Genomic DNA, 16,749 nt, shown 5'->3' on the forward strand with positions numbered 1-16,749 from the left:
TTCCTCGTCGCGGTCGGCTGACCTGCGCCGGCTCAGCCGTCGATACGGTGCGTGCTCCAGAACGACGTGAGATCCGTGCTGGTCGCTGCCTGGGCGGCCACCTTGAACTCGGCGGTGGTCGAGACGCCGTACCAGTGTGAACTCGCGTAGCTCTTCAGCAGGTTGGTCATCGCAGTGTCACCGATCAGCCGCCGCAGATCGTGCAGGGCGCACTTGCCGTAGCCGTAGACGACGGTGGAGTACCGGGACGAGTGGGCGTCCCAGTAGGCCATGGAGTTGGTGATCTTCTCCGCCGAGGAGGCCCAGGAGACGCTGTTCCAGCAGTTGGCGCCGGTCTTGCCGAGGGCGAGGTCGGTGGCGTAGTCGGTGAACGCCTCGTCCAGCCAGGGGCTGTTGTACTCGTCGTCGCCGACGATGCCGTACCACCACTGGTGGCCGATCTCGTGGGTGAGGGCGGTGGTGCTGACGAGGTCCAGGACGAAGCCCGGGTACTCCATGCCGCCGAACCAGTAGTTGTTGTCGATGACCGCGTCCAACTCGCTGTAGGGGTAGGCCCCGAAGCGGCCGGCGTGTGCGTCGACGGCCGTCTTGGCGGTGCTCAGCATCGACTGCGCGTCGGAGGAGCTGATGCCCGAGACGGAGTAGATGTTGATGGCCGTCCCGGCCGCCGAGGTGCCGGAGATCTTGCTGAACGGGCCCGCCGCCCAGGCGAAGTCACGGACCTTCGACGCGGTCGCCGTGGTGACGGTGCGCCCGCTGGAGCCGGGGGTGTCGGTCGAGGTGCCGGTGGCCGGGACCAGGAGCGAACTCGGGTGGTCCAGCGTCACCTTGAAGTCGGCGGCCAGGGAGTAGAACGACTCGCCGTTGTTGGTGTACGGGTCCAGGTGCCAGCCCGAGCCGTCCTTCACCGCGAGCACGGGCAGCGCGTTGCCGATGTTGTTGAACGCCCCGTCATGGCCGAACCGGTCGGCGCCGCTGGGCACGGTGATGCCCAGGTCGAAGCCGATCGTGGCGGACTGACCCTGCGTCAGGGGTGTCGGCAGGGTGATCTGGAGCGCCGTGCAGGCGACGGAGAGTGAACCGGCCGTACCGCCGGTGACGTTGGTGACCGTGATCGGCATCGCGCCGCAGGTGCCGTGGTAGTTGTCCCACAGGCGCAGGTACACCTCGCTCAGCGCGGTCGAGGAGGCGTTGGTGAAGGTGGCGCTCTCGTGGCCGGTCCAGACGGTGCCGGAGGTGTTGCTGCTCAGGTTCACCGTGTACGAGGGCGCGGCCGGCGTCCGTGTCGAGTCCGCCGGCGGGGCGGTGTCGCCGGAGGTGTCGAGGGCGATGTCGTCGAGGACGAAGCTGGACTGGAGGCTGGAGTCCTCGGTGCCGGTGAAGGCGAGGGTCACGGTCTGGCCCGCGAACGACGACACGTCGAGGGTCTTCTTCACGTACCCCGTGGCCTTGTCGAGGTTCGAGTACGTCGCCAACGTGGTGCTGCCGATCTTCGCCGTCAGCTTGTCGTAGGCGGTGGACGAGGTGGTCTCGGCGGTGTCGATGTGCAGCCAGAACGAGAGGGTGGCGGTGCTGCATCCGGACGGGATCGTCACGCTCTGCGAGAGCGTGTCGGTGTGCGTGCCGCCGGTGCCGTCGAGCCAGGCGAAGCTGGTGCCGCCGTGCGCGGACTGGCCGGAACGGCTGGTGATCACGCTCGTGGACGACTGTGTCCAGGGCGAAGTGCCGCTCTCGAAGCCGCCGTTGACGACCGCCTGGGTCGGCGTGCAGGCCACAGCCGCGTCGGTGGCGGCGGACGCCGGGTGGACGGGGAGCAGGGACACGGCGGCCAGCGCGGCGACGGCGAGGGCGCGCGCGGCGACGGATCCGTGGGGGGTGGTTCTCACGCGTAACTCCTTTGCGGCGACCGGGATCCCGGTCTGCTCGGGCGGCTACCCACCGGCAGGGGTGCGTCGGTGGGTGGCCGTGGGCTGCGTGTATCGATTGACGGGAGCATGCCATATGGAAGGGTGCGATGGGGATGGGCACACCGATTCGGAGGCCGATTCACCGAGCGCGGATCCGGTGTTCAGGGAATCCGCTTCGACAGTACGGGGCGTAGCGGTACGTCAGCTCGATGACGCGTTCACCCTCCACGCGGCTCAGGCGCTGCTCCAGCACCTCGATCCGCGCGACGGGCTTCGATGCGCCGAGTTACGGGATGCCCCCAACGCCATTTCCCTGTAGGCCAGTTGACCCACAGATGAATGTGCTGCACGTCACCCTGCACCCAGAGGAGAAGTGACCCCTGCCGGGCCGCCAAGCTGGCATGCTCATGCTCGCTTACTGGCAGGTAATAACCGCCGCGCACTGTCACGAAGACAGCCCCGCCGGCCGCGCACCAGCGCCATTCCTTCCCGAAGCACACCCCCTACCACCGCTCCCGAGGACTCACGCGTGCACAAACTCAGAGCGCATGCCCTGGTTTCGGCCCTGTCAACGATCACCGTCGCGGCTCTGCTGGCCACCGGCTGCTCCGCCCACTCCCCCGCCACCACCGGCGAGGCAGCCGGCTCGACGGCCGAAGCGTCAAAGCCCGGCACCGGCGAGGAGCGACTCGCGGTCGTCTCCGCCCCGACCGATGACGCCGCCACCCCGACCGCAGTGGCCTCCGCGCACACTCCCGACCAGGCCCGCGCCAGGAAATCCGCGCTCAAGGTCGCGTCGTACGACAGGAAGAGCGGCCGGGCGGTCATAGCGGCACCGGCCTCCGGCTCGGACGCGGCACCACCGGCCACCCCGTCGGCAACGGCCGCTTCCTCGCCCACCGCCTCGGCCACTCCCAAGGGACCAGGCTCGGGCTCGGGCGGCGCGCACTCCAACCCCGCCGTGGCTGTCGGTGACGTCATAGCCAGCGCCCCCGCCCCCGGCGCCCCCGACGGCGTACTGGCCAAGGTGACCGAGATCGTCGACACCGCGGCGGACGGCACTGCCACCGTGCAGACGGAACCGGCCAAGCTCAACTCCGTCCTGGGCAAGAGCAAGGCGGACGGCGCGGTCCCCGTCGACCCGTCCGCCTTGAAGGTCGAGCCGCTCGTCGAGGGCGTGAAGGTCTCCTGGGCGAAGACCGGGGATCTCACCTTCGGACCCGAGGGCGCGAAGCTCCCGCTGGGCAGCCTGCGCATCGATGTCACAACCGCCGTGAAGACGGCCACGGGTGCCCCCGCCTCGGCCGCCGCCTCCCTCGACGGCTTTGTCCAACTGGCCCCCGAGGTCGCCTTCTCGTACGACGGATCCCGCGCCGCCGCGAACTCCTCGCCCAGCGGCGCGTTCCTGGGGCTGACCGGCGAGTGGAACTCCCAGTGGCAGCTGAAGGGCCGCGCGGCCGGCACGACGAACGGCAAGCAGATCCGCATCCCCTTCGCCGAACTGCACGCCGACCCCGTGATCCAGGTCGGCCCCGTCCCGATCGTCGTCAACCTCGACCTTGTCTGCTCCTTCCGGGTGGACGCCGACGGCCGCGTCACGGTCGACGCCGAACAGCACCTCAAGGGCGACTTCCGCGTAGGCGGCAACTTCTCCTGGGCCAAGGGCTGGACCGGTGTCAGCGAATCCCACATGACCGGTGAACCCCTCAAGACGACGGTCACCACCCTCGGTGACGTCAAGGCCGCCATGGGCGCCGAGGCGACAGTGGGCCTCTACGGCACGGTGGGCGTCACCGCCGACCTCGCCCCCTATCTCCGCGCCGAATCCAACGCGACAGCAGGGGGCTCGGCGAACGGCACCGGGTCCGCCTCCGGCTCCTGGGCCCTGTACGGCGGAGTCGACCTGAGCGGCACCCTGAATCTGCAGCTCTCCATCTTCGGCACCCCCGTCTTCCAGACACGCATCCCTCTGGGCGCCGTGCACGAGGAGTGGCTGCTGACGAAGGGCGAAGTGAGGACGTAGAAACCCCCTGGCGGCCAGGACGAGCCGGAGCGGGCCTGCCCAGCAGACCACGCCGAAGCGCCCCTGGTGATGCGCGGCGTTCTGTCGGCCCCGGCTGTACCGACCTTGCCACGCAGCCGGTCGTGCAGTTCCCCGACCAGTCCGTTCTCCCGCCACCTGCGGAAGAAGGCACAGACGCGATCCCACGCGGGGAAGTCGGCAGGAACCGAGCGCCACTTGGTCCCCTGTCGGTGACGTAGAAGACCGCATCAACACCCTGCCGGTGGCAGCGGCCCTCCGGCTGCCCGACCCGGACCTCCAGCCAGGTCGGCACCGGCAGCGCATCCCGCACGACCGCGCGCAGCCCGGGCCGGTTCGCCGTCCGCCCGGGCTGCGCGCGCCGGCGAACGCTACCCCGGGCGATGCCCGCGGTGGCGACCGCCACTCGTCAGCTGATCGGAGTCAGCTGCCAGAGCTCGGAATCGGCCCCGTTGTCGGTGTTCTGGAGCGCGCTCGCTCCGGGGTCGGTCGAGGCTCCGGAGACGTCCAACGGGAGCCCGCTGCGCACGTTGACCAGCTTGACGTAGCCGTGGCCGGCGTCGACCACCTTCCACAGGTGGTCGTCGTGGCCGTCGTCGTCCCATTGCACGGCGTTGGCGCCCGGGTTGCCGGAGCCGCCGGCCATGCCGAGCAGCAGGCCGCTGTTGACGTTCTTGAGCTTGTACTGGCCGTTGCCGGCGTCGATCAGCCGCCACTGCTGGTTGGCGGTGGTGTCCGCGGTCTGCTGCACGACCGCGCCGCCGTCCGTGGTGGAGGCGCCGTCGATCCCCAGGTCGAGGTTGCTGTGCTTGTTGGTGATCTGGATCGCCGGGGCCTTCGTGCTGGCGATGGTGACCTGGTCGGGGTAGGCGGCCACCAGTGGGTCGGTGACCGAGGAGGGGGCGTCGGTGTTCACCACGATCCGGTCGTGCATCCCGTCGTAGTGGGCGGCGGCGTAGTAGATCGTCGAGCCGACCGGCTCGATCTGGTCGACGGCGGCGACGATGATCTTCTGGACCTGCTCGTTGGTGAACTTCGAGCTGCGCCAGGTGGTCGGGGTGGGCCAACTGGTCGGGGTGTTGCCGTTGGAGTCGGTCCAGTGCTGCGGGATCTGCAGGTTGTCGATGTCACCGGCGTAGTCGGACGGGAAGATGATCACCGGGCCGGTGGTCGGGTCCTCGTAGGCGGACAGGGCGCAGTTGTAGTCGGCCATGGCCTGCAACTGCTCGCTCGCCGCGGTCGCGCCGCCGGTGTTGCCGGGGTTGGACGTGAGCGAGAGCTGCGGCTCGCACACGGTGGGCGGGGTGCTCGCGGGCGGGCCCTGGATGACGACCTGGTCGGGGTACTTGGCGGCCAGCGGGTCGGTGACGGACGAGGGGGCGCTGGTCTGCACGATCACCCGGTCGCTCGCGCCGTCGTAGCCGGCAGCCAGGGAGTAGGTGGTGGTGTCGTCGCCGGGCTGGATGGCGTCGAGGACCGCGTTCTGCACGGTGTTGAGCTGGTCCTGCGTGAACACGGAGCTTTTGGCGGTCGTGGGGGTGGGCCAACTGGTCGGGGTGTTGCCGTTGGAGTCGGTCCAGTCGCTCGGGTGTTGCAGGTTGTTGATGTCACCGGCGTAGCCGGACGGGAAGATGATCATCGGGCCGCTTTTCGGGTCCTCGAACGCGGTGAGGGCGTGGTTGTAGTCCGCGAGTTCCACAACCTCCTCCCAGTCGGAACCAGTGGCAGTGTCGGCGTGTGCGGCCGCGGCCGGGAGCAGCGACCCGCCCGCCAGCACAAGCGACAGGAGGGCGAGCAGGGCGGCGTGCGGCCGCTCCCGCAGCGCGGAGCGCATGCGGCGCGGCGCTGTCGATGCGTTGTCCAACATGGTCTTCCTTGAGTCCGAGGGGCGGACGATCACGCCGTCGTCTGCGTGGCCGGTTGTGTCGAGAGTCGAGCCGGTCTCAGCCATGGTCGTCGCCGCCCCTGCACCGGGTGATCGCTGAGCAGCCGCGGGTATACGGGTTCGCCGCGATCGAGGGCACGCCGAGGTAGGTGTCCCTGTTGAAGCGGGCGCTCGAGTCAGCGGACGGGTCATAGGTCGCCCGCGCCTGGGCATGAGCGGGGTTGCCTATGAAGCGGTCGTACCTGAACGTCTCACCCCGGTATCCGAGCTGGCCATTGATGATCTGATCCCTCATGCGGTACACGCGCACGCCGATGATCGCGTAGTTCGGGATGTGGTGGATGTACGCCCACTCCTGCTGGCCCCCGAAACGCGCCAGCCCGGGGTTTCCGCGCACCTGGTCGTCGGTGTAAAGAGCGTTCCGCGCCATGCGGGCATCGATGACGTACACGTAGGCGTCCGCCTCCACCCAGCTGCCGGTGCACTGACCGGTCAGCGTCCAACCCATCCCCGGAAAGGGAGTCCACTGCGCACTCGGGCGGCCGGACCGGCAGGGATTCGTCATCGCCGCACCCAGATTGTTGCGACCCTGGCTGCGGGCGAAGGTTTCCGACACCGACAGATTCGCGCTCGTGGAGATGTAGCCGCTGCCGTCGCGGCCTTGGATGTGGCGCGGGAGGTCGTAGTCGGTACCGACCGCTGTGAAGCCGTTGTTGAAGATCTCGTACGGCGACCGCGAGTCCCCGCGGTACACCTCGTTCGGCAACTGCCGTTCGCTCACCGTGTCGGTGTTGACGATGTTGGAACACGAGGAGGAGTTGCCGAAGCCGTTCGGGCAGTCCCAGAACCCTGCCGCGTGCGCCGGGCTGGTTGAGACGAGGGCCTGGGCCAGGATGACCACGACGGCCGCGAGGAGCGCCGCGAGTGCTGATATCCGGTAGCGCATCTGCCAGTTGGGCAGACGCGGTGCTGCTCGATTGAACATGAGCTCTCCGTCGGGGAGTGGTTGCGGTGTGCCACTGCACCCGCCGGTTGGAGTGCGAGAGCGTTCTCACGCCTTGTCGTGGCTTTCACCTGTGTGGATGCCATGGACGATGCAGGTGAGGGGCAGGCCGAAACAATGGGGGACGGATTGAATGGGTAGGCGGCCGCTTAAGGATGGGTAGGGCCGATGACGCCGGCCCCGGTCGGCCACTGCGGGCGACCGGACCGGGGGCGTCCCGTGAAGGACGGTGGTGGACGCGCTCGGCAAGGTCGGTCCGTGGCGGCCGGCCACCGCGTGATCGCGGCGAACGTGATGGCGGCGGGGCGACGGCGGCGACGATCGTGGGGCCGTCCCGCGCCAGGGTCCTCATGGTGTGACGGTCTCTGTTCGGACGCCCATGACCGTGGTGGAACGGCACTGACGATGCAGATCCGCAGTGCGGCGAAGCAATGAGGCACGCGTCACAGACGTATTGATTGGGTAGGCAGCCGCAATAAAGTGGGTGCCGCCGACGAGGGCGGGCCGACCAGCCTCCGCCGGTCACCTTCCGTCACCAGTCGAGCCAGGATGTGTCCGTAAGGGACGGTGCTCAGGTGGCTGACCAGCAAGGCTCCTCCGGTCTCGGCCGGGGCTTCACGTTCGTCGGTCGCCGCCAGGAACTCGATCTTCTACTCGCCGTCACCAGACGGCCGCCCGCCGTTGTCATGATCGAGGGCGAGGCGGGCATGGGCAAGTCCCGGCTGGTGCTCGAGGCCACCGCGATCCTGAAGACCGAGGGGTGGCGGGTGGTGACGGGCTTCTGCTGCCCGCTGCGCGAGCCCCTGCCGTACGGGCCGGTGGTGGACGCGCTCGGCAAGGTCGGTCCGTGGCTGCCGGCCACCGGGCTGCCGCCGACGGCCGGGGCACTGGCCCCACTGCTGCCGGACCTGGCCGACCGCCTCCCGGCGGCGCCCGCCACACCGGGCCACCCAGGTGCGCTGCGCCACCAGTTGATCCAGGCCGTGCGCTCCGTGCTCGACGTGGTCGGGCGGGTGATCCTGGTCGTCGAGGACCTGCACTGGGCCGACGACGCCACCCGCGAACTGCTCCTGCTGCTCGCCCGCGACCTGCCCGACCAGTTCGTCCTGGTGGTCACCTACCGGGCCGAGGACCTGCCGCCCGGGACCGCGGCCTTGGGCGCGGCCTACCGCCCGCCACCCTGCACCAGCGGCACCGTGATCCGGCTGTCACCGCTGACCGAGAACGAGGTGGCGGATCTCGCCGGCGCCGCGCTCGGCAGCCACGCCACCCCAGAGCTCTGCGCGGTGCTCCACCGCCGCAGCGAGGGCCTGCCGCTGGTCGCCGAGGAAGACCTGATCACGCTGCGGGACCAGGCCTGTCGCGACGTCAGGGAGCTGGAGCGGGCCGAAGTGCCCACCGGTCTACGGGAAGCGGTCACCGAGCGGCTGACCTCGCTGTCGCCGATCGGCGCCGCGGTCGTGGACGCGGCGGCGGTGCTGGCCGTACCAGCCACCGAAGAACTGCTGGCCGAGGTCGCCGGCCTGGACGGTGACGCGGCGGCCGAGGGGCTGGTCGACGCGCTGCGGGCGGCGGTGCTGCGCGTGACCGATTCCGGCCGCTACACCTTTCGTCACGTGTTGGCCCAGCAGGTCGCCTACCGGTACATCCCGTGGCCTCGCCGGGCCCGCCTGCACCGGCGGGCCATCGACGAGCTCCAGACCCACGACCCGCTCCCCCTGGTGCAGATCGCCCGCCACACGCTGGCCACCGGCGACCAGGGGGGCTGGCTCGAACAGATCGAGCAGGCCGTCGACCAGGCCGTCGCGCTCGGCGACACCGGCACCGCGGCCACCCTCCTGCACCGGATCCTGGACCAGCCCGGCGTGGACACCGAACGGCGGTCCCGCGCCGCGCTCGCGCTCGCCCGGATCGTCAACTACGGCGTCGACTACGCCGTGACCGCCCGCGAGCTGCGGACCGTGCTGGCCGATCCGCAGCTGCCGGATGCCGTCCGGGGCGAGATCCGCCTGGGGCTCGGCCTGGTCATGCTCAACGTCGGCGCCGACCCGGCCGGTTTCCGCGAACTCGCCCACGCTGTCGACGAACTGGCGGCCACCCAGCCGCACAAGGCGGCTATGGCGATGTTCAACCTGGCCCTCAACGAGCGGGACGGTGCCGCCGCGCACGCGTGGGACTGGCAAAGCCGAGCCGAGCGGACCGTCCGCGACGGCGCCGACGAGAGGAGCCGGCGACTGGTCCAGATCAACCGGCTCATCCTGATGGCACGGGACGGCGATCCCGCCGTCTGGCCGCTGCTGGACCGGCTACCGCGCCGAGATGCCGCCGGCGCGGTGCCGCGCGACGCCACCTACGCGCTGTACTCCCTCGCCGAGGTGGCGATCCAGCTCGGCCACGACCGGCGGGCCCAAGCTTTGCTGCGCGAGGTCGAAAACTTGGTCGAACACGCAACTCACGGGCGCATCGAATGCCTTCCCCGCGTCGTTGAGCTGCGCCTGGACTGGCTGGCCGGGCGCTGGACCCGGCTGGAGGAGGATTACGCGGCCCTGACGCAGGCCCACCCCGACGTGAAGCAGATCGACATCGACCGAGCCCTGTGCCGGGGACACCTCGCCTTCGCCCAGGGGCGGCGCTCCCTGGCCCACGGTCACTTGGCCACCGCGGCGGCGGCCGCCAGCGGTACGAGCGAGGTGGACGTGAGCACCAGGATCGCCGCCGCGCTCGCCGCGGCCCGGCTCGCCGAGGGGGACCCGCAGGCGGCCTGGGCGATCGCCGAACCCGCGCTGTCGACGTTGCGAGGACTCAGGTCCTGGACGCGGACCATGGACCTCGTCCCGGTCGCGGCCGAGGCCGCGCTGGCCTGTGGACACCACGCGTTGGTCGAACGGCTCGTGGCGGAGGTCGAGTCGGACCTGTGCGACCGCGACGCGCCCGCCGCCTCGGCCGAACTGGCACTGACCCGAGGTCTGTTGCTCCGCGCCACCGAGCCGGCCCTGGCCGCCGAGCACTTCGCCGAGGCGCAGCACAGGTGGCAGGACATCGGCCGTCCCTACGACGTCGCCAAGGCCGCCGAACGCCGGGGTGAGGCCTTGACCTGCGTGCGTCCGGAAGAGGCGGTCGTGCACCTGGCCGAGTCCCGGCACGCCTACGCTGACCTCGGCGCGGGCGGCGACGCGGCACGCTGCCAACACCGCCTGCGCGAACTCGGTGTCGAGATGTCGCGGCGACCGGGACGCCGCGGCTACGGATCCCAGCTGTCGCCCCGTGAGCTGGAGGTCGCCAAGCTGCTCGCCGACGGCGCGACCAACCAGGACATCGCCCAGACCCTCTTCCTGTCTCCCCGCACCGTCGAGAAGCACGTGGCCCGCGTCCGGGCGAAACTGCGCACCGGGCGGAAGGAAATCCAGGGCAGCCTGCCGAACTCCGGCAGGCCCGGATCCGACGAGCCTGCCTGAGGAACGCGCCGGGGAGTGGCCGGAGCTCACCGTCCTGCCGTGGCCAAGCTGATCGGCTCGACCGCTCAGCTTTCACGCAACTGCGGCCAGAGCCTTGAATCTCCCCACCCCGTGCTCAGGGGTGGGACAGACCTGCTCGGCTCAATTCCCCACCCACAGGTTGCTGGACCTGCGATCAGTCGGCGCCGTCGCGGTATGCCAAGGTTCCGTGAACTACCTTCCGTCGTACGGGTTCCCAGGCTGCAATATCCAACATGCTGACAGGTTCTCTCTCGTGGGTCGTCTACGCTCTGGCCGGTCTGGGACTGCTGGCCCTGGTCCTATGCCGGCGACGTTCCAAATGGCCGTGACAGTGCTGGGCTCAGCGGCGGCAGGCCCCTTCGTGATGGCGTTTGCTGCAAAACTCGGTGAGCGCCTCGGGGCATCAGTGAGCGTCCACCTCCCCCGGCGCCGCCGTTCATCCAGGGGGCAAGAGGAATTCGTGATCACCTCTGGGAGGCTACCGACCGACGGCATCTCCATCACCATTGAGGTAGCTGCGGAACTAACCGACGAAGCCCGGCTTGCACTGATCGACCTGGATGTACGCCAGCCGGAGTTGTGGGGGCATCACCTTCGTTGGGATGAGGGCGTGAAGGCCTGGCTTCCTGTGCCGCAGAGGCAAGGCGACGAGGTGATCGGCTGAGCGTGGTCCTCTGGAACTTGCGGCCGGACGCCACAAGGGAGGGGCTGCCCAGTAGCCAGCCAGGTCCAGGGGCGGGTCGAACTGTCCAGGATGGGCGAAGCCCATCGCGGAGCGACGCCGCAGTCGCCCTTGACGCATGGGCACGGCCCGCACACTCCGCGAGCGGGCGGCCCCGACCCCGTCCCCCACGGCAACTGAGTGGGGACCGAAGAGCGGCTGTGGGGGAAATTGCGAATCCCCATCACCACGCCATCGACACGATGTTTCAGCGCCTCTCCTGAGGCTGTTCTCTGCTGCTGGGCGAAGAGGTGTCAAGGGGTGCCAACATCCTTTCGACGAGATTCGAAAGGATGTTGGCACCGCCTGTGAACACGTCACCCTAGGCTGATCGGCCCACGGACCAGGGCCAAAGACGGATGGGGGACCATCGTGTTGCGCAAAATCACGACCGCCATGGCAACAGTTGCACTCCTGGTCGGCGTCGGACTTGCTGGCACGGCATCGGCTGCGCCTGCGAAACCCACAGCATCCTGCGCTTACGGTCACATATGCGGTTGGGACGCCTACGGGCATTCATTCGATTTCTACTACTGTGACATACAGCGCCTGAAGTACATGGTTGGCCAGGGCACCCTGGACAACAATCAGACGCCGGGAACAGAGGCTGTTCTGTACTCAGACAGTCAGGGGTCTGTTTACGCCTACTCGATAGCCGGTGACCACTGGATGGTCGTCAACTGGACGGACGTCTGGTGGATAGACCCCTGTTGATCGCGCTTGCTGAGCCGTGAGTCGCATCAGATCGGAAGATCACGGCCCACGGGCGGCCCGGCAAGACCAGGACGGCCCCCGAACTGCCGATATGGGCAGGTCAGGGGCCGTCGGGATGCGCGGGGCCGTTCGGACACCGTCACCGCGGTGGCAGATCGGCCGATCATCGCGGCGAGCACCGGCGACCGTTCCCAGGCTTCGCGGCCGGTCAAAGCGGTGGCAGGAATGCCCAGTTCGGTCAGCGCGCCGGGATACACACGCTCGTAGGCCGTGTTGTAGGCGCTGGCGAGGGCGGCGTCGCCCAGCAGCCACGGCGCGGGGGCGTGGTCGAGGTCGAGCACTGCGACGTCACCTTCGTAGCAGATGCGCCCGTGCCGGAGGCCGCGCTCGAGCTCCAAGGCAGGCCCAGGATCCGAAAAAGGTGCGTGGGACCACGCCCGATCCGCCCTCGCATGACTGACGAACCAGATCTCGTCCGACGAACCGTCAGACGCCCCCGTACCCACACCCATCCATGGCCCCCCCGACACCGCGCCCGTGCTGAATAGACCGGCGTAGGACGATGAACACCGGCCCGGGAGACCTTCCACGACAGCGGTAGCTACACATGGTCGGCACGAACCTGGTGGGCGAGGAGGCCGGGGCACGTCGTGCTCCCGGGCGAGGGCCTCGGTGTGTGGATCGCTGGGCAAGGTGGCCGGGGGACCCGTTCGTGCCCACGCAGCAGTACTTCCTGGAGACGATCGGGGTGCGTCCGGAGAGGGAGGGTGTGCCGGTGGTGTCGGCGCGGCGGTCGCAGGATGAGCGGTGGGCGACCGACCTTGCGGCCGCGCGCCAGTTCCGCGCCCGCGAAGGGGGACCTGCAGCCCGCGTGCAAGCACGTCGAGACCGTCGACGGTGAGGGAATCAAGCTCGGGTCGTTCCTGGACAGCACCCGGCGCCGGGCTGACAAACTCAGCCCCGAACGACGCGCCGCCCTCGATGAGCTCGGCATGCGCTGGTGAACGGGGGCGGGCACCGGCACGGTCAGGCTTCCTAGTGAGCTGAAGCTCGATAGGTGTCACAAAGGCAGGTGTGTTGTCACCGAGGCCGATGGCCATGTCCTTTACCGAGAGTCTTGTCCGCCGACCCCCGAGTCGTATCCCCCAGCGGGCCGATGCAGTCGGCGCTCCGGAAGCCGTGTGATCGCGGCGCTCGCTGCCAGCCCGAGCGTGACACCGACAGCGGCGGCGACACTCTGCGCCCAGGCATCGTCGAGGGAGCCGGGCAGGACGGCGCTGGTGAGCCGGGTGGCGCCCCACAAGACTGCTACGGCGGCCAGTGCGGCCGGCCAGCGGTGCCGTACCCCGTGGCTGATGTCGTCGACGACATGGAAGAGGAGCAGCAGCGCCATGAGGTAGCTGCCGCCGAAATCATCGTCCCAGTCGAGCGCGGTGAGCCCGGCCCCGAAGGCAAGCACGAACAGCCAGAACCCCACCAGTCGCCGGACGGACGTGGGTGGCTGACGCCTCGCACCACGCGGGAGCCAAAAGAACGGTGAGATGTGCCGGCCGATCGTGTACTTCTGCATGACTCGCGTCCTGATCCCCCGGGGTAGCCGACTCCTGTCGGCGCTCAGTAGTAGGACGCGCAGGAGCAGGACGCGGTTGTGGTGAAGTGTCGCCCCATATGGAGCCGCCTCAGGGAGCCAGAGGCTGCCGATCCTCGCTTGTGGTGGCAGAAGGGCTGCCGAGTGAGCATGTGTGACAAGCCGCGTGCTTCGCTGGTGACAACCAGGCCGCTTCGACCGGTCCTGTACACCGGTTCTTCTGGCTCCCCTGGCGACAACTTCCGTGCTTCGGCTCACAGGTTCACTCCCTCACCCCGGGTTCTCCGTGCCCCATGCCCAACCTCTCCAACCACGTGGCAGTGCGACGGGTCTCCAAGTGGTCCTCCCCCAGCACCCGACGCTGCATCGCCCGACCTTCCGTTCGCCCCCGGCATGGAGGTGTACGGCACGGTGCGCTCGGCACCGTCCGACTCCTCCTGGTCCAAAGGCCAGGCGGTCGTCGCCCTCACCGGCGCGCACGGCGGATGCGCGGAAGTAGTCGCGGTGCCAGACAGCAGGGGACCGTGGTCCAGACGGGGTCCATCAGTCTGCCCATCGCGGCTCGCCCCGCCGGCCCGGATCTGTCGCCGAACTGATCGCAACGCTGACAGCAGGGACGTAGCGCTCGACGAGCGGCCCGTCCTCGACCGTGCGACGGTATTGCGCACGGGGAGTCGCCTGGGCCGGAGTGCCTTGCCGATGAACCCCCATCGGCATAGCTGAGCAGCACCTTCCCGACTCCGGAACAAATGCAGCGGCAGGCGCCCTTCCACCTGCTACGCGAGCGAGAGCGCATCGGGCGCGGACAGGCATTCGATGAGAGGCACCATCGGCGGCGGGGAGGAGGATTGCGATGGGTGAGTTCCAGATCGTCCGGTGCGCCCGGCCCGCCCAGCTTGGTTGGTACCCAGCCCGGGCCACGGCGTTGCCAGCCCGACAGGCGCCACAACGCCACCGCCGCTGCGAGGGCCGTGACGACCAGCTTGCTTCCGAATACGCGCCGCTCTCTCGCCCCGCCAGGCGGCCCCGTTCAACGAGGCATGCCCGCCGAAATGCGAGCTGCCGCCCGCCGACCCACAGCAGATGCCGTCCTTATTCGGGTGCGCCCTGCCCCGAACTGAGTCCGTCCAGCAGGAGGTCCCCCAGCTCGGAGAAGGCATCGCCGGCGGTCAGGCCGGTGCTCTCCAGGAGGGCCCCCGACTGGACCGCGTCGATGGTCACCGCCACGACCTGGGCGGCGAAGTGCCCGTTGAGCGCGCGGAAGACTCCAGTCCCCACGCCCTCCTCGATCAGTTCGTGGACCCGGTTCGCAGCGGCGGCGGAGTTCGTGCGGTAGATCTGTGCGGTCGGTTCGTAGCCGACCATGTCGTCGTAGAAGGCGTGGGAATGCCGGCGCATGGCCGTGCCGACGCCGGCGAGATAGACGCGGATGCGCTGTCTGGGGTCGGGCTCGGCCCGGACGGCCTGTTCGATCTCGACCGTCGCCTCCCGGAAGAAGGTGCGGGTGACCGCCAGAACCAGTTGTTCCTTCGTGGGGGCGAGACTGTAGAGCGTCGCCTTGGAGCACCCGAGGCGCTGGGCGAGTTCATCCATGGTCACCGCGGTGAAGCCTTCGGCCAGGATGATCGCCTCCGCCTGGCGCAGCAGTTCGTCCCGCCGGCGCGTGTCCACGACCCGCCGGCGTGCCGTTCGGCGCGGTCGTCGGTCACGCGAGTCGGTTGGGGTCGTCACCGCGGCAGTCTCCCATGGGCGTCTTCGCCGGAACCGGCGGCTGGTCGTCCGGGCCGGAAGTCCCAGCCTTACGAAGGTGTACCAGGGTACCTCTCAACGTACCCTGGCGCTGGCGGTTCCGGACGCGGACCCCACGGTCACCGCCTCACCGTCGAGCGTGGTTACCGGATTGAGGACCCGATGGAGATGCCGCCGTCCACGTCCAGAACCACTCCGGTGATGTAGCCGGCGGCCTCGCTGGCCAGGAAGGCGGCGGCTTCGGCGATGTCCTCGGGGCGGCCGGTGCGGCGCATGGGGATCTTGTCGGTGAGTTTGTCGCGTGCGGGGCCGTTCATGGAGGCGAGCATGGGGGTCTCGATGAGGCCCGGCGCGATGGCGTTGGCGGTGATGCCGTGGCGGGCGCCCTCGAGGGCGAGGGTGCGGGTCAGGCCGACGATGCCGGCCTTGGCGGCCACGTAGTTGGTCTGGCCGAAGTTCCCGCGCCAGGACATCGAGGAGAAGCTGACGATACGGCCGTAGCCCTGGCGTTTCATCGGTCCGAACGCGGCGCGGGCGCAGTGGAAGCCGCCGGTGAGGCTGACGTCGATGACCGCGTGCCAGTCGTCGTCGGTGATGTCCTCGACGCGGTTGTCGCGGATGATGCCGGCGTTGTTGATCAGCACGTCGAGGCGGCCGAGCTCGGCGGTGACGCCGTCGATCCAGGCGTTGACCTGGCCCGAGTCGGTCACGTCCATGACGTCGGTGCGGGCGCTGGTGATGGTGTCGGCGGCGTCGGTGAGGGCCTGTTCGTTGACGTCGGCGAGCGCGACGGTGGCGCCCTCGGCGGCGAAGCGGGTCGCCATGGCGAGGCCGAGGCCCTGTGCGGCCCCGGTGATGGCGACGACGCGTCCTTGGTAGCGATTCACTGGTTGTCCGCTTTCGTGGTGGAGGGAGTGAGGAAGTCCCGCAGGGCGTCGGCCACAGAGCTCGCCGACCAGTTGTCGGCGAAGACAGCCAGCTCCTCGCGCAGGGCCTGTTCGGGGGCCATGCCGTCGATCCGGTGCAACAGCGTCTTGAGCCGTTGCTGGGCGGGGTTGTGACGCTCGGCCAACTGCCGGCAGATACGAGTGGCGGTGGCGTCGAGATCGTCCTCAGGCACGATCGCCTGGATCCAGCCCGTGTGGGCGAAGGCGGTCGCGGGCAACAGCTCGCCGGTGAGCAGGAGCCAGCGGGACAGACCTCGTCCGACCGCGCCGGGTAGCCGGATGCTCGACCCGCCCGCCGGCACCAGACGCCTCTGCAGGTGACCGTCGCCGATCAGCGTCGTATCGGCGGCGACGACGACATCGCAGGCCAGTGCGAGTTCGAGGCCCCCCGCGACCGCGTGACCGTGCAGCACGGCGACCCAGGGCTTCGGGCTGGCCGCGATACGGCTGAAGCAGGCCGACACGTCGGTGAGGAAGTCGACCGGGTTGTCGCCTCTGTCGTGGAGTTGAAGGAACTGGTGGAAGTCTCCGCCGGCGCAGAAGCTGGGCCCCCTGCCCGCCACCGCGACGACCGCCGTTTCGGGGTCAGCCTCAGCGCTGGTGATCTGCTTGTCCAGGGCTTCTATCAGGGCCACGTCGAGGGCGTTACGTCGCTCGGGGCGGTTGAGCAGCAGCCATCGGACGGGGCCGCGTTGCTCGACGAGCAGGGGTTCCATGC

General features: G+C 69.3%; 12 protein-coding genes. 4 read left to right on the forward strand and 8 right to left on the reverse strand.

Annotated elements, in window-relative coordinates; genetic code table 11:
• Window positions 1-32: 32 nt before the first annotated feature.
• Window positions 33-1,886 carry a M1 family aminopeptidase gene (locus EJC51_RS01360; protein WP_126269301.1) on the reverse strand — a complete coding sequence of 618 codons (1,854 nt, stop codon included), beginning with the start codon at window positions 1,884-1,886 and terminating at the stop codon, window positions 33-35.
• Window positions 1,887-2,436: 550 nt separating this feature from the next.
• Here EJC51_RS01360 and EJC51_RS01365 point away from each other — a divergent pair.
• Window positions 2,437-3,930 (forward strand): hypothetical protein, encoded by a 1,494-nt coding sequence (locus EJC51_RS01365; protein WP_126269302.1) that lies wholly within the window; start codon window positions 2,437-2,439, stop codon window positions 3,928-3,930.
• Between the two features lie 427 nt (window positions 3,931-4,357).
• On the opposite strand, the gene EJC51_RS01375 is transcribed toward EJC51_RS01365, so the two are convergent.
• Window positions 4,358-5,815: an RICIN domain-containing protein gene (locus tag EJC51_RS01375; protein ID WP_166682800.1), complete on the reverse strand. Its 1,458-nt coding sequence runs from the start codon at window positions 5,813-5,815 to the stop codon at window positions 4,358-4,360.
• A gap of 76 nt (window positions 5,816-5,891) precedes the next feature.
• Complete coding sequence (locus EJC51_RS01380; protein ID WP_166682801.1) at window positions 5,892-6,779, reverse strand: hypothetical protein; 888 nt, start codon at window positions 6,777-6,779, stop codon at window positions 5,892-5,894.
• A 632-nt stretch (window positions 6,780-7,411) separates the two neighbouring features.
• Here EJC51_RS01380 and EJC51_RS01385 point away from each other — a divergent pair.
• Entirely contained in the window at window positions 7,412-10,291 is a 2,880-nt protein-coding gene (locus EJC51_RS01385; protein WP_126269304.1) for an ATP-binding protein, read from the forward strand.
• A 322-nt stretch (window positions 10,292-10,613) separates the two neighbouring features.
• Window positions 10,614-10,976, forward strand: a complete 363-nt coding sequence (locus EJC51_RS01390; RefSeq protein ID WP_126269305.1) for a hypothetical protein — start codon at window positions 10,614-10,616, stop codon at window positions 10,974-10,976.
• Between the two features lie 797 nt (window positions 10,977-11,773).
• Here EJC51_RS01390 and EJC51_RS01395 read toward each other — a convergent pair.
• Window positions 11,774-12,088 carry a hypothetical protein gene (locus EJC51_RS01395; protein WP_126269306.1) on the reverse strand — a complete coding sequence of 105 codons (315 nt, stop codon included), beginning with the start codon at window positions 12,086-12,088 and terminating at the stop codon, window positions 11,774-11,776.
• Between the two features lie 459 nt (window positions 12,089-12,547).
• On the opposite strand from EJC51_RS01395, the gene EJC51_RS01400 reads away from it, so the two are divergent.
• A complete protein-coding gene (locus tag EJC51_RS01400) occupies window positions 12,548-12,751 on the forward strand; it encodes a helicase associated domain-containing protein (protein WP_126269307.1) in 204 nt (67 codons plus the stop codon).
• A gap of 101 nt (window positions 12,752-12,852) precedes the next feature.
• On the opposite strand, the gene EJC51_RS01405 is transcribed toward EJC51_RS01400, so the two are convergent.
• From EJC51_RS01405 to EJC51_RS01420, 4 genes are all read right to left on the reverse strand, one after another.
• Complete coding sequence (locus EJC51_RS01405; RefSeq protein WP_244362361.1) at window positions 12,853-13,317, reverse strand: hypothetical protein; 465 nt, start codon at window positions 13,315-13,317, stop codon at window positions 12,853-12,855.
• A 1,110-nt stretch (window positions 13,318-14,427) separates the two neighbouring features.
• Window positions 14,428-15,006: a TetR/AcrR family transcriptional regulator gene (locus EJC51_RS01410; protein ID WP_244362364.1), complete on the reverse strand. Its 579-nt coding sequence runs from the start codon at window positions 15,004-15,006 to the stop codon at window positions 14,428-14,430.
• Between the two features lie 221 nt (window positions 15,007-15,227).
• The gene (locus EJC51_RS01415; protein ID WP_126269309.1) at window positions 15,228-15,971 is read right to left on the reverse strand and encodes an SDR family oxidoreductase; all 744 of its coding nucleotides are present in this window, start codon (window positions 15,969-15,971) and stop codon (window positions 15,228-15,230) included.
• The gene (locus tag EJC51_RS01420) at window positions 15,968-16,747 is read right to left on the reverse strand and encodes an enoyl-CoA hydratase/isomerase family protein (protein WP_126269310.1); all 780 of its coding nucleotides are present in this window, start codon (window positions 16,745-16,747) and stop codon (window positions 15,968-15,970) included. Before EJC51_RS01420 ends, EJC51_RS01415 begins: the two co-directional genes overlap by 4 nt.
• Window positions 16,748-16,749: the final 2 nt, after the last annotated feature.

This window comes from Streptomyces aquilus (assembly GCF_003955715.1).
GTDB classification, from domain to species: domain Bacteria; phylum Actinomycetota; class Actinomycetes; order Streptomycetales; family Streptomycetaceae; genus Streptomyces; species Streptomyces aquilus.